Raw genomic sequence first — 12450 nt, forward strand, 5'->3', positions numbered from 1 at the left:
GATACCCATACCGTGGAGTCATGGCGACCGACAAGCTGCGCGCGTGGTGGGCTCATCGGCAAGGTCTCGACGGCTCGCTGCGCGGGGTGTCGGCGGCCGAGGTGCTGGAACGGACCGGTTGGATGCGCTCGGTCGGTGGTTCGGCGCCCTATCTCGGGCTGTTCGCCAGAGCCCGCCTCGATCGCGAAACGGTCGACGCGGACGTCGCGCGGCTCGCCATCCACGAACTGCCGTCGGCGCGCGGCTGCACCTACGTCCTGCCGTCGGCGGATTTCGAACTCGGGCTGACCGTCGGCGCGGGGGCGCCTGCCGGTGAACTCGCGGCGGCGGAGAAATACCTCGGTGTCACGCAGGCCGAGATCGAGCAGTTGTGCGTCACCGTCGCCGACCTGCTCGAGGCGTCCGCCGAACCGCTCGGCCCGGCCGCGATCAAGGACGCCGCCGGCGGCGCGGTGCGCGGTCTCGGCGAGGCGGGCCGCAAACGCGGCACAACCACGACGTTGCCGCTCGCGCTCGGTCTGCTCCAGGTCCGCGGCGACATCCGCCGGGTCCCGGTCGACGGACGGCTGGACCAGCAGCGTTACGGCTACGTCCGCTGGACGCCGTCCCCGCGGGGCGGGCTGTCCGATATGGACACCGCGCGGACGGAACTGGCCAGGCGGTATTTCTCGTGGGCGGCCCCGGCGTCACTCAAGCATTTCCGCTGGTTCTCCGGTTTCACCGCGGCCAGTGCCGAGAAAATCGTGGAACGGCTGGAACTCGTGCCGCTCGACGGCACCGATTTGCTCCTGCCCAAGGAGTTCGTGGACGAGTTCACCGTGCCGTCGGAGCCGTCGTACGCGCTGCTCGCCGGTATCGACGGCATCCACCTGCTGCACCGTGAGATGTCGCGGCTGCTCGACGACGCCGACGTCGAACGTCCGGTGCCCGGTGGGCGCGTGGGGGAGACGCTGGGCGGGCAGGCGGATCCGTCCAGTCACGTCATCGTCGACCGAGGCCGGATCGCCGGCCTGTGGGAGTTCGACACCGAGACGAACGAGATCGTCCACCGGTTCTTCGGGGACGAGGACGCCGCGCTGCGCGAGACGATCGCGGAGACCGAGGCATTCGTCCGTGACCGACTGGGCGACGCCCGGAGCTTCAGCTTGGATTCGCCGAAGAGCCGGGCGTCACGAGTGGCCGATCTCAGGAACTGAGCGGGTCAGGCTCCGCCCGTCGCCGAAGTGGATCATTCACGACAACCCGACGATGGTCGTTCCCGCGTACCGTTCACGGCCAGAGGAGCTCTTTGCACCAGGTCCCGTTCTCGCGCCGGTAGCGGAGCCGCCGGTGCCGCCGGTCGTGGCTCGCCTGCCAGAACTCCACTTCGGACGGCGTCACCAGATAACGGGTCCAGGTTTCCGGTGCCACGCCGGGATTCTCCTCGACCCACCGCTTCGCTTCCGCGGCCGCGCGGACGAGATCGGCCGGATCCTCGAGCACCTGGGACTGCCTGCCGATGAACGCTTCCACCCGGGACGCCGGCGGCCGGGCGGTGAAATCGGCCGCGGACACCTCGGGATCGGCGAGCGAGACCGGACCGCGCAGGCGGACCTGACGGCCTCGCCCCGGCCAGAAGAAGGTCAGCGCGGCGAACGGATTCTTCGCCAGCTGAACACCTTTCGGGCTTTCGGAACTCGTCGCGATCGCCCAGGTGTCCCCGTCGACGTCCTTGAGGATCACGACCCGCGCGTCCGGCACCCCATCCGCGTCCACTGTGGACAGAGTGACGGCGTGGGGCGCCAGGACGTGCTCTCCCGCTTCGTCGAGCCATTCCAGGAAGAGCTCGCGCGGAGTCGCCGGTGTGGCCTCGGTGTCGAATTCCGGCAGTTCCTCGGGGAACGACGGCCGGCCGCGCACCCTGCGGTTCATCAGTACCCCGGCGGACGCTGCGGCGGATAGCCGGGCGCGGGCGGCGGATAGTGCGGCGGATGCTGCCCCGGCGGCGGACCCTGCGCGGGCGGCGGCCCGACCGGATACTGCGGCGGCGGTGGCTGCTGGGGCTGCCAGCCGGGCGGCGGCTGCTGCCCGGGCGGCGGTATGGGCGGGCCCGGCGGCATCGGCGGCTGCTGGCCCTGCGACTGCGCCCACTGCACCTGCTGATAGACCTCACCGGGCTGCGGGAAACAGAACGTCAGCTTCGCGTTCACCGAACCCTGGACCGCCGCGCCCCACAGCTTCCCGCCGACGAACGCGTACATCTGCGCCGCCGAGACATCGACGGCCACCATGCGCGTCTCACCACCGAACTGGTTACCGGACTTCGCCGACGCGGCCTGCGCGGCGTCCGGGTACACGCGGTCTCCGATCAGACCGGCGATCACCACCGAAGCGGCCGTCCAGCCGACAGTGCCCATCACGTTCGCGCGCGCGTGCTGCGTCGCCAGTCCGGTGAAGTCGTACAACGCGGGCGCGGTCACCTCCGGGATCGCCGCGGCGACCACGCAATAGTTCATCGTCGACATCATCACGGATTCGGTGAACAGGCCCACGACGGCCGTGCTCGGACCGATCTGGACGGTGTTCAGCCTGCCCCCGCTGCGCTGGATGCGCTCTGCCACCGCACCCAGGTACTGCTCCTTGGTGAGCACCGATGCCTCCCGAAGATTCCTCACGCGGCGCCATCGTCGCACGAACAGGGCGGATGGTCGCACCGGCGCGGCGATCCGATCTGCTTCACTGGACGCCACTATGCGACGTCTTCTGATCTTGCCGCTCGTCGTGCCGCTGCTGGCGGCCTGCGGGCCGACGGAACAGCCGCCGTCCGCGGCGAGCTCGCCCGCCCCGTCGGCCACCGCGGCGCCCAGCATCCCGCCCGCCCCGGAACCCACCGGCAAAGGCCCGTGCCCGTACCTGGGCACCGAGTTCGTCTCGGACGCCAACGGGCAGAAGGTCTCCAAGGTCAAAACCTCGGCCGATCAGCCACAGCCGACCTGTTTCTTCTACGCGCTCAGCGGGAAACTGCAGCTCACCGTGCGTGTGTACGTCGGAGAACCCGCGGTGGCCAAGGCATTGGTGGATCAGGCGGCGCCCATCGACACCTCCAACCCCGCCGACGAACCGGCGGGCTGGAAGGGCGGCTACCAGCCGACCGGAGAAGGCGCCGTTTACGCCGTTTCGAAGGGCGGGAACGCGGTAGTCGTGACCACCAACCAGAAGCAGAGCATCAAGGCACGTACGGTGGCGAAGGAGGCTATCGGTGAGCTGCAGCTCTAGGTAGTGGTATCCACACAGCAGAGTGAAGTTGATCTTGTACTACCCTGTGCCGCACGCGCGATGGTTCGCGGGACCAGCGCAACGCCAGATCCGGCGGAGGCCGCCTTGCGGTGTGGCTCGGCGGCACAAAAGATCATTTCTCCCCATAAGACAAAAGGACAGGTTTCGTGGCTGACACCCTCAAGGAAATCTTGCTCGACTCCAGCCGTCGCCCGGCTGTCGTGAGCGACTTCGAAAACCTCGTCGACGCCGAGGTCTCGGACAAGGGCGGCGTTTCGGGTGCCGTCGTGAAGACCGGCTTCGCCGCCGTCAAGAAGATCAAGCCGGGCATCATCCCCGCCGCCGTCGACACCCTGCTCGACGACTTCACCGGTGCCCTCGAGCCCTTCTACCTTGACTACAAGGCCAAGGGCGGCAACGACTTCGGCGCCTACCTGGTCGGCCGCAGCGACGAGGCCTCCGACGCGCTCCTGTCGGTCACCGACTCGCGCGCCGAGAAGAGCAGCCGCGACAGCATCAAGAAGGTCTACTCGAAGCTGCGCCCGAACGGCAAGAAGAACGTCGAGGAGGCCCTTCCCCGCGTCGGCCAGCTGATCGACAAGCACGCGGCAGCTGTTTAATCGCGCGCTGACGTAAAAGCGCCGAAGGGGCGTCGACCCGCTTCCCACTCACGTGGGCGGGGAGGCGCCCCTTCATCGCGTTTACGTGGGCCTTCGGCCCGAAAGAGGGCGCGCGACCGGTGAAGTCTCGCCGTCGCGCTGGCGCGCTTCCGGCGAGACAGGTCCGCCGGTGCTGTCGCTGGGCGCGTTGATCTTCGGCACCAAGACGTGAAGGGGCCGTCCAGGGACCGGGGTGGTCGCTGGACGGCCCTTTCGTGACGAGACGAGTGTCAGGCGTCAGTTCTTTTTGTCGGCGGAGCTGGTGCTCGGAGCCTGGTGCCCGTTCTTAGGGGTGCCGGGCTTCGGAGCCGCGGGCTTCACCGGAGCCGGACCGGAAGCGGCGGGCTTCGCGGGATCGGACTGTGCCGGCTTCGGAGCGGCCGCGGCCGGAGCGGCTGCGGCCGGTTTCGCGGGCGGAGCGGGAGGAGCGGGCGGAGCCTTCGGCGGCGCGGGCGCGACCGGCGGCTCCTGCTTGGAACGCAGGGCGTAGGCGGCACCGGCACCGGCGACCGCGATACCGATCACCCACGGCCAGCGGCGACGCTTGCGCGTCCCCTTGGCGGCGGCCTTCGCCTCGACGAGCGCGGCCCTGAAGTCCTTCTTCGCCGCCTTGAAGTCCTTCTTGCCCCGGCGCTTGGACTCGCCGGCGGACTTCGCGGCCTGGATGGCGGCCTTGCGCGCCTTGCGGCCCGGCTTCCGCATCTCGGAAATCCTGGCCAGCGCCTCCTTACGAGCCGCCTTGGAGCTGCGCTTGAGCTCCTTACGGGCCGGTGCCGTCCTCTTCGCGAGCGTCTTGCGCGCGCGACGGCTGCTCTTAGCGATCTCACCGGCGCTCTCGGAGAGCTTCTGCTCGGCTACCTCGACGGCGTGGGCGGTGGCTTCCTTGCCCACCTCGACGGCACGTTTGCGCAGGCCGAGCGCGCCGGCCTTCGCCGACTCGCTCACCGAATCTGCTGCCCGGGTCATGGCCTTCACCTCTTCAATCGTTTGATTTTGCTTCGTTGCTTGTAACCTATCGTGCCCCTTGCCCCCAGATCTTGCCGTAGATGGCACGATGAAGCTCGTGACTGAAAGCAAGGGATCCCTCATTGGTGGCGCACTGAAGGCCACTCTGCACACCAACCAGGGTGACATCAACCTGAACCTGTTCCCCGACCACGCGCCGAAAACGGTCGCGAACTTCGTCGGGCTCGCCGAGGGCGGCAAGGAGTACACCCAGCCCAACGCGCAGGGTACGAACTCGGGCCCGTTCTACGACGGGTCGATCTTCCACCGCGTCATCGACGGCTTCATGCTCCAGGGCGGCGACCCGACCGGCACCGGCCGCGGCGGCCCCGGCTACAAGTTCGGCGACGAGTTCCACCCGGAGCTCCAGTTCTCCAAGCCGTACCTGCTGGCCATGGCCAACGCCGGACCCGGCACCAACGGTTCGCAGTTCTTCATCACCGTCGCGCCGACGACGCACCTGAACTTCAAGCACACCATCTTCGGCGAGGTCGCGGACCAGGCTTCCCGCGACGTCGTCGACGCGATCGGCCGCACGGCGACCGGTCCCGCCGACCGCCCGCTACAGGACATCGTCATCGAGAAGGTCAGCATCAGCCGCGAGGGCTGACCACACTGATCAACACTGATCACACGGCCTGATACGGGGGATTTCGGTAGGTTGGTGGCATCGTGAGCCAACCACCGAATCCCCAGTACCAGCAGGCCGCCATGCCCGGCTGCTGGTGGCATCCGAACCGGCCGACCGGGCTGAGCTGTTCACGCTGCGAGCGTCCGGCCTGCCCGGATTGCCTGCGTGAAGCCGCCGTCGGCTTCCACTGCACCGACTGCGTCCAGGCAGGTCGCCAGCAGGACCGTGTCCAGCAGAAGCAGTACCGCGACGCCGGCTACGGCGCGACCACCCTCGCCGGTGCCCAGCCGGTCCGCACGGCTGTCGTCACGCCGGTGCTCCTGGCGCTCAACGTCATCATCTTCTTCATCACCGTCGCCCAGTCCGGCAGCATCGCGGACAACAACTTCTCCGAGCTCTTCCAGTTCGGTGAGCTGGCGAACCCGCCGACGCTCGCGAACAACGAGTGGTGGCGCGTCTTCACCTCGGGCTTCCTGCACTTCGGCCTGCTGCACATCGCGAGCAACGCCTTCTCGCTGTGGTTCGTGGGCCGCCCGCTGGAGACCGCGCTCGGCCGCGTGCCGTTCACGGCGCTCTACTTCGTGTCGATGCTCGGCGGCTCGGCCGCGAACCTGGTCTTCACGGATCTCGACGCGGCCCCGGTGGTCGGGGCCTCCGGCGCCATCTTCGGGCTGATCGGCGCGTACACGGTCATCGTCATCAAGCTCAGGCTCAACCCGACCTGGCTGCTGGTCATCCTCGGGCTGAACGTCTTCATCACCTTCCAGGTGCCGGGTATCTCGGTCCTCGCGCACGCGGGTGGTTTCGTCGCCGGTCTGCTGGCGACGTTCGCCCTGTTGTACGCCCCGGAAAAGAATCGGCTCGGCTGGCAGCTCGGCGGGATGGCGATCGTCGTCGTGGCGATGGTCGGGCTCATCGTCTGGAAGGACGTGCAGACCGTGTCCGCCGCGTACTGCGAATTCACCTCGTTCCAGGGCCAGACGGCCTACCTTTGCTACCGGTAGTAGTCCTTGTTCCCCCAAGTGGGTTATGTGTTTACTCGGTGGAGAAGCAACGAGGTCGGGTACCTTCAGGTTGATCATCGACATCGACTTTGGGGGTTGAGATGAAGATCCGGAAAGCGGCAGCTCTCGCCGCCGTCGCCGTGATGGCTGCGGCAATGGCACCGGCGGTCGCGCAGGCCGATCAGGCCGCCGAGACCTGTCAGACCTACACCAAACGCTATTTCCTCGGGTCGGGCAGCACGATCACGTTGCGTGTCGCCTATGTCGACGCGGCGTTGAAAATCTGCTTCGGGGATCCCGGCGTAACGTCGGCGGTGGCGACGCAGACCGTCGGCACCACCGGGCCGGGTGCGGCCAGCGGCTGGGAGATCACCGCCGGTCCGGCCGTGGTGGAAGACCAGCGGCCCCGCCACGTCAAGGCGAAGTTCAGCGGTTCGCTGCGGACGTGCGTCGTCAAGATCAACCCGATCTGCTCGCCGGCCTCGCCGTACGAGATCTTCGGGGAGTACGCGCCGCCCGCGGTCGGACCGGCCGTTCCGGGGTGGTCACACGGCCCGAACGGCGACGTCCACTACTACGACAACGCCTGACCCTTGAGAGCGGTGAGGGCGTCCATGACGTCCCTGGGGTCCTCGCCGAGGTCGATCCGGCCGAACACCAGCAGGTGTTCGCCGGATTCGACCTCGAGGGTCAGACTGTCCCGGCCGAGCCGTCGCGTCGTGCGCAGCCGGAGCCGGGCTTCGGACCAGGAGTAGTGGTGCGCGCCACCGAGGGTTCTGGCCAGGATTCCCTCGGAACCGGCGGCCAATCGAGGACGGAGCAGGGTGCCGTGCAGCGCGAGCGCGCCCGTGGAGAGCATGGCCATCGCCGTCAGCACGGTGCCGCCGACGTCGCCGCCGACGGCCAGCCACAGTGCGCCTGCCAGCAGCGACAGGGTGATCACCCAGGCCACTACCACAACGTTCCGCTGCGGCGCCCACGAGGTGGGGTAGTTATCCACAGGGGTTATCCACAGTGGGGATGAGTCACACCGGTGTAATTCGGCGTCAAGCCGCCATCCGGGGTAATGTTCACCGCCACCGCATCGTCATGAGCAGCCCGGCGATCATCAGCACGAAACCGATGGCGAAGTTCATGTTGCCCAGCTCGGCCATGAAGGGGATTTTGTCGCCCGCGATGTAGTTCACGACCAGCCACATCAGGCCGACCAGCATGAGACCGAACATCACGATCTTGTAGAACAGGTTCGACGGGCCCGCGGCCTTGACCTTCACCGGCGTGCGGCGATCGGTCGGCGGGGTGTACGCCGTCTTCTTGCGGACCTTGGACTTCGGCATCGTGTTCCTCGCGTACTGTTCGGCTTCCCTGGTGGCGATGACCCGCTTTCGGGTGCGCAACCAGCGCCACGTGCACACGTTAACGTAAACGAGCGCCGCTGGGCACCGTCCGGGACCGGTCGATTTCCCGCACTGTGACAATGGTGTCACACACGGTTCGACACTGTGCTGGTTCGGCACTGCGGCTTGGTTCGAGACTGAGGAGCTTGCGTAGTGGCTGAGCGGGAAGAGCCGGGCGGGGACCGACGGCGGTACTCCGAACGACCCCCTGGCGGAGGCCGTCCGGCCCCCCGGCGTGGACCGGACGGCGCAGTGCCGCCGCGGCGCGCCCCTGGAGAGGCGCCGACGCCGCGCCGGAGGCCATCAGAGGGGCCGCCACCGCGCCGGCCGATGGACGGGCCCCCACCGCGTCGCCGTCCCGCGCCACCGCCGGGGTCGACCGAGGAGACCGTCATCTTCGAACCGGTCGGCGGGGGCACCACGACCGAGGAACGCCCGCCGCCGCGTGAACTGGGCAAGGGCGGCGCCGCCATCCGGACCGTGGGCGAACTGCTCATCACCGCCGGTCTGGTGGTGCTGCTGTTCATGGTCTACGAGGTCTACGTGACCGACCTCTTCTCCGCGGGCAAGCAGTCCGAGGCGAGTTCGGAACTGGACGGCGACTGGTCGAAGGACCGGCAACTGCACCCCGACCTGGTCGACGGTAAGGCGTTCGCCAGGATCCACATCCCGGTGTTCGGCGCCGACTTCAACTTCACCATCCAGGAAGGCACCACCGAGGCCGCGCTCGAAGTCGGCCCCGGCCACTACAAGGGCACGGCGCTGCCGGGCGAGCCGGGCAACTTCGCCATCGCCGGTCACCGGGTCGGCAAGGGCGCGCCGTTCAACGACCTGGACAACCTCGGCTCGTGCGACCAGATCATCATCGAGACCCAGACCGACTTCTACGTCTACAAGGTGCTGCCCTACAAGGACGAGGTCGAGGGCTGGGCGGCGGGCAAGGGCGCCGACCCGAAGTGCAAGAACGTCGGGACGCTGCGTGACCCGAAAGCCGTCGACGGCGGCGCCTACGGCGAGACCAACGGCCGCCGCATCGTGTTCCCCACCAAGGGCGAAACGGTGAACCCGGTGCCGTACAAGGACCCGGAGATCCTGCCGAAGGCCGAGCAGGTCTCGCTGCTCACGCTGACCACGTGTCACCCGAAGTTCTCGGCGAAGGAACGGCTCATCATCCACGCGGTACTGGCCCAGCAGGTACCGAAGAACCAGGTCGGCTCCTACGCCGAACTCCTGCCCAAGATCTCGGAGGCGCGCTGATGTACGGCTGGATCTGGCGCAAGCTGCCGGGCCCCTTCGCGGTGAAGCTCGCGACGGCGGTCGTACTGGCCCTCGGGGTCGTGGCGCTGTTGATGTTCGTCGTCTTCCCGTGGCTGGAACCGCGCCTGTGGTTCAACGAAGTGAGCGTCCAGTAGGCGTGCGGTTCGGTGTCTTCCTCGTCTCCGGGCGGTTTCCCGGGCAGGAGGACGCCGATGTCCTGCGCCGGTCGGTCGACGCCGCCATCGCCGCCGAGCGGGCCGGATTCGACGACGTGTGGTTCGCCGAGCACCACTTCACGCCGTACGGCGCCTGCCCGTCCGCGATCACCCTCGCCGCGCACGTACTCGGCCGCACCGAGCGGATCGCGGTCGGCACCGCGGTGAGCGTGCTGTCCATCGCGCATCCGGTGGCGCTCGCCGAACAGTGGTCGCTGCTCGACGCGGTTTCCGGTGGACGGCTGCGGATCGGCGTCGGCCGAGGCGGGCCATGGCAGGACCTCGAGGTCTTCGGCACCGGCGCGTCCCGCTATGAAACGGGCTTCGAAGAGAGCCTCGACCTGTTGCTCGCGGCGATGACGTCGAAGACGGTCTCGGCCGACGGCGACCACTTCAGATTCCGTGAAGTGCCGATGGTGCCGCGGCCGGAACGGGCTCCGCGCGTGGTCGTGGCCTGCGGGGACGCCGGCTCACGCGCGGTCCGGCTCGCCGCCGACCGCGGGCTGCCGATGTTGCTCGGGCTGCACACCGACGACGACGGCAAGATCGAAACCCTTGCCGCTTACGGGGATTCCGCCGCCGAGCACATCTCGACGGTGCTGTGCCAGGTCGGGGACGACGCGCTGGACGTCGTGCGGTCCGCGTTGCCGGGTTCCCTGAAGGAGGGGTTCGCCGGGCACGTGTACCTCGACGGTAAGCGGGGACTGGACAAGGATCCGGTGTCCTACACCGACAAGCTGTGCGAGACGCACCCGATCGGCGGAGTGGGGTACTGCGTCGACCGGCTGGGAACGAGCATCCGGCGTACCGGCGTCTCCCACGTGATCATGATGGTGGAAGCGTCCGGTACGCCGGAGGGAACACTCGAGAACATCGCGCGGATCGGCGTCGAAGTGCTGCCCGCGCTGCGCTGAGGGCCCTCAGCGGGAAAGCGCGCTTCGGGCCGTGCTAGGTCTCAGCAGTCACGCAGTTCCGGGCTCTGGTTCAGCAACTGGCCGCGCACCGAGACGAACGCGCGGTAGCGGTCACTGTCCACTCGGGACGGTTTGAACGCGGCGACCCGGTGGCAGTTCTGGAACGCCAGCTTGACGCCGAAGTGCCGTTCCAGGCCACCGCGGATGGAGTCCGAGGCCAGCGCCCGCAGCAGCTGACCGCGTTCGGCCTCGCTCGGCGGCGGCGTCTCGTTGTCGGCGAACCCGTCGGCCGCGCCCTCGGCCTCCGCGATGACACCGGTGATCACGGTCCAGGCATATGGCAGGGATTCCCGGACACAGGCGACGAATTCGGCGTCGGAGACCTCCCCGCGCTCGGCCTTCTCCAGCAGCGCGGGCGATACATCCAGAGACATCGGACCTCCGAGAGAGACACAGTGAACGTGGGCCGTCTTCCTGACTACTCACCCGCGGGCCAAGCCACAAGAGAAAACGATCATCATCACCACTTTGGCGGAAGCCGCCGTCACTCCCAGCGAAAGAGCTTCGCCGCCACGACACAACTGCCCACCGCGAAAGCCGCCAGTACGGCGAGTTGCAGCGGCTGGGCGCCGGTGCCGGTCCAGGCGTCTTCGAGGGCTTTCACGCCCGGGGGGATGTACGCGCCGATGTCCCGGATGACCTCCGGAAGCAACGGGCGCGGCAGCCAGACGCCGCCGAGGAACATGATCGGGATGTAGGCGATCATCGCGATCCCTCCCGCGGCGCGGCTGGTCTTGGCGACCGCCGCGGCGATCAGGCCGAGGCCGAAGATCGCGATCGTGCCGAGGACGAACGTCAGCAGGAAGCCGAGTGGGTGACGCGGGCTGGGGACGTCGAAGACGATGCCCGCCGTCACGAGGAGGATGCCGACCCCGCCGATCGTCACGGTGACGTTGATGATCAGCTGTGCCACCAGCAGTTGGACCGGGTGTACCGGGGTGGTGGCGAAGCGGCGGAGGATGCCCTGTTCGCGGTAGGACGCGATGATGCCGGGGATCGCCTGCAGGCCCATCATGGCCATGGTGAGCACGATCATCGATGGCACCCAGGCGTCGAGGAAGCGCATGCCCGACGTTGTTGCGCTCTCCGCGCGAATGCCGGGGATCACCCCGAGCACGGCCGTGATGGCCGTCGGCAGGACAAGCCCGCCGATGACGAATCCCGGCGTGCGGAGGGCGATTTTCGTTTCGGTGAGGGTGATCTTGGCGAGCGTGTTCATTTCTCGTCTCCTGAATCAGTCGCGGCCGGTCAGGGTCACGAAGGCTTCGTCCAAAGTGGATTTACCGGCGCGGTCACGGAGCTCGCCGGGGGTACCGGTGGCGACTACGCGTCCGGCGTCGAAGATCGCGAGGCGGTCGCAAAGGCGTTCGGCCTCGTCCATGAAGTGCGTGACGAGAAGGACGGTGACGCCGGAGTCGCGCACGGTCTCGACGAGCTTCCAGGTGTCGCGGCGGGCGTGCGGGTCCAGTCCGGTGGTCAGCTCGTCGAGGACGGCGACCTCGGGGCGGCCGACCAGCGCGAGCGCGATCGAGACGCGCTGCTTCTGCCCGCCGGAAAGCTCGCCGAAGTACTTGTCCCGCTGCTCGGTGAGACCGAGTTTCGCGAGCAGGCCACCGGTGTCGGCGGGGTTCGCGTAGAAGGAGGCGTAGAGGTCGAGCGCTTCGTGGACCTTGATCTTGTCCGGCAAGCGGCTCTCCTGGAGCTGCGAGCCGAGGCGCTGCCGGAGGGCACTGTGGTCCTTGCCAGGGTCGAGGCCGAGGACCGACATCGTGCCGGAGTCCGGCTTCCGCAGGCCCTGGAGGCATTCGACGGTGGTGGTCTTGCCCGCGCCGTTGGTCCCGAGGATCCCGAAGATCTCGCCCTGTTCCACGTGGAACGAAACGTCGTCGACCGCGACGTGCTCCCCGTACGTCTTGCGGAGGTTGGTGACTTCGATGAGTGGCATGCGAAAAACGTTATGGCGCAAGGAACTTCGCCAGAATGGCGCTGAACCCACACCTGGGGTGGGGCTGGACCCACCCTGACCGGGGCCCTGCGTTCACTGTGGAGGCCG

General features: G+C 68.0%; 18 protein-coding genes. 10 read left to right on the top strand and 8 right to left on the bottom strand.

The window, feature by feature from the left end:
- Positions 1 to 20 precede the first annotated feature (20 nt).
- Positions 21 to 1196, top strand: coding sequence for a DNA glycosylase AlkZ-like family protein (locus ACZ6DT_RS03395; protein WP_465587922.1), 1176 nt, complete (start codon positions 21 to 23; stop codon positions 1194 to 1196).
- A gap of 73 nt (positions 1197 to 1269) precedes the next feature.
- Here the strand turns inward: ACZ6DT_RS03395 and ACZ6DT_RS03400 are convergent, their stop codons facing one another.
- Together ACZ6DT_RS03400 and ACZ6DT_RS03405 are read right to left on the bottom strand one after the other, a co-directional pair.
- On the bottom strand, positions 1270 to 1911 hold the full coding sequence (locus tag ACZ6DT_RS03400; RefSeq protein WP_465587925.1) for a pyridoxine/pyridoxamine 5'-phosphate oxidase: 642 nt from the start codon (positions 1909 to 1911) through the stop codon (positions 1270 to 1272).
- Positions 1911 to 2630, bottom strand: coding sequence for a hypothetical protein (locus ACZ6DT_RS03405; protein WP_465588818.1), 720 nt, complete (start codon positions 2628 to 2630; stop codon positions 1911 to 1913). The genes ACZ6DT_RS03400 and ACZ6DT_RS03405 overlap by 1 nt, the downstream gene beginning before the upstream one ends.
- A gap of 100 nt (positions 2631 to 2730) precedes the next feature.
- Between ACZ6DT_RS03405 and ACZ6DT_RS03410 the strand changes: the two genes are divergently transcribed.
- The 3 genes from ACZ6DT_RS03410 to ACZ6DT_RS03420 all read left to right on the top strand — a co-directional run bounded on the left by ACZ6DT_RS03410 (position 2731) and on the right by ACZ6DT_RS03420 (position 4086).
- Entirely contained in the window at positions 2731 to 3255 is a 525-nt protein-coding gene (locus ACZ6DT_RS03410) for a DUF2020 domain-containing protein (protein ID WP_465587928.1), read from the top strand.
- A 167-nt stretch (positions 3256 to 3422) separates the two neighbouring features.
- Entirely contained in the window at positions 3423 to 3875 is a 453-nt protein-coding gene (locus ACZ6DT_RS03415) for a DUF6918 family protein (RefSeq protein WP_465587931.1), read from the top strand.
- An 85-nt stretch (positions 3876 to 3960) separates the two neighbouring features.
- Positions 3961 to 4086, top strand: coding sequence for a hypothetical protein (locus tag ACZ6DT_RS03420; RefSeq protein WP_465587933.1), 126 nt, complete (start codon positions 3961 to 3963; stop codon positions 4084 to 4086).
- 65 nt (positions 4087 to 4151) lie between these two features.
- Here the strand turns inward: ACZ6DT_RS03420 and ACZ6DT_RS03425 are convergent, their stop codons facing one another.
- Positions 4152 to 4880 carry a hypothetical protein gene (locus tag ACZ6DT_RS03425; RefSeq protein WP_465587936.1) on the bottom strand — a complete coding sequence of 243 codons (729 nt, stop codon included), beginning with the start codon at positions 4878 to 4880 and terminating at the stop codon, positions 4152 to 4154.
- Positions 4881 to 4968: 88 nt separating this feature from the next.
- Here ACZ6DT_RS03425 and ACZ6DT_RS03430 point away from each other — a divergent pair, with 88 nt between their 5' ends.
- The 3 genes from ACZ6DT_RS03430 (at position 4969) to ACZ6DT_RS03440 (ending at position 7144) form a co-directional block, all read left to right on the top strand.
- Positions 4969 to 5529, top strand: coding sequence for a peptidylprolyl isomerase (locus ACZ6DT_RS03430; protein ID WP_465587939.1), 561 nt, complete (start codon positions 4969 to 4971; stop codon positions 5527 to 5529).
- A 62-nt stretch (positions 5530 to 5591) separates the two neighbouring features.
- Positions 5592 to 6554, top strand: coding sequence for a rhomboid family intramembrane serine protease (locus ACZ6DT_RS03435; RefSeq protein ID WP_465587942.1), 963 nt, complete (start codon positions 5592 to 5594; stop codon positions 6552 to 6554).
- 101 nt (positions 6555 to 6655) lie between these two features.
- The gene (locus ACZ6DT_RS03440; protein WP_465587944.1) at positions 6656 to 7144 is read left to right on the top strand and encodes a hypothetical protein; all 489 of its coding nucleotides are present in this window, start codon (positions 6656 to 6658) and stop codon (positions 7142 to 7144) included.
- On the opposite strand, the gene ACZ6DT_RS03445 is transcribed toward ACZ6DT_RS03440, so the two are convergent.
- Entirely contained in the window at positions 7129 to 7506 is a 378-nt protein-coding gene (locus ACZ6DT_RS03445) for a PH domain-containing protein (protein WP_465587946.1), read from the bottom strand. The genes ACZ6DT_RS03440 and ACZ6DT_RS03445 overlap by 16 nt on opposite strands.
- Positions 7507 to 7624: 118 nt before the next feature.
- Positions 7625 to 7891 carry a cell division protein CrgA gene (gene crgA, locus ACZ6DT_RS03450; RefSeq protein ID WP_465588821.1) on the bottom strand — a complete coding sequence of 89 codons (267 nt, stop codon included), beginning with the start codon at positions 7889 to 7891 and terminating at the stop codon, positions 7625 to 7627.
- A 390-nt stretch (positions 7892 to 8281) separates the two neighbouring features.
- Here crgA and ACZ6DT_RS03455 point away from each other — a divergent pair, with 390 nt between their 5' ends.
- The 3 genes from ACZ6DT_RS03455 to ACZ6DT_RS03465 are packed head-to-tail and all read left to right on the top strand — an operon-like array spanning position 8282 to position 10337.
- Entirely contained in the window at positions 8282 to 9208 is a 927-nt protein-coding gene (locus ACZ6DT_RS03455; RefSeq protein WP_465587949.1) for a class E sortase, read from the top strand.
- The gene (locus ACZ6DT_RS03460; RefSeq protein ID WP_125781595.1) at positions 9208 to 9363 is read left to right on the top strand and encodes a hypothetical protein; all 156 of its coding nucleotides are present in this window, start codon (positions 9208 to 9210) and stop codon (positions 9361 to 9363) included. Before ACZ6DT_RS03455 ends, ACZ6DT_RS03460 begins: the two co-directional genes overlap by 1 nt.
- Positions 9336 to 10337, top strand: a complete 1002-nt coding sequence (locus tag ACZ6DT_RS03465; protein WP_465587951.1) for an LLM class flavin-dependent oxidoreductase — start codon at positions 9336 to 9338, stop codon at positions 10335 to 10337. The genes ACZ6DT_RS03460 and ACZ6DT_RS03465 overlap by 28 nt, the downstream gene beginning before the upstream one ends.
- A 41-nt stretch (positions 10338 to 10378) precedes the next feature.
- Here the strand turns inward: ACZ6DT_RS03465 and ACZ6DT_RS03470 are convergent, their stop codons facing one another.
- The 3 genes from ACZ6DT_RS03470 to ACZ6DT_RS03480 form a co-directional block, all read right to left on the bottom strand.
- Positions 10379 to 10771, bottom strand: coding sequence for an SCO5389 family protein (locus ACZ6DT_RS03470; protein ID WP_465587954.1), 393 nt, complete (start codon positions 10769 to 10771; stop codon positions 10379 to 10381).
- Between the two features lie 110 nt (positions 10772 to 10881).
- Positions 10882 to 11616: an ABC transporter permease gene (locus ACZ6DT_RS03475; RefSeq protein WP_465587957.1), complete on the bottom strand. Its 735-nt coding sequence runs from the start codon at positions 11614 to 11616 to the stop codon at positions 10882 to 10884.
- Positions 11617 to 11631: 15 nt separating this feature from the next.
- The gene (locus ACZ6DT_RS03480) at positions 11632 to 12342 is read right to left on the bottom strand and encodes an ABC transporter ATP-binding protein (protein ID WP_465587960.1); all 711 of its coding nucleotides are present in this window, start codon (positions 12340 to 12342) and stop codon (positions 11632 to 11634) included.
- Positions 12343 to 12450 lie beyond the last annotated feature (108 nt).

This window comes from Amycolatopsis sp. NPDC041971, from assembly GCF_055588925.1.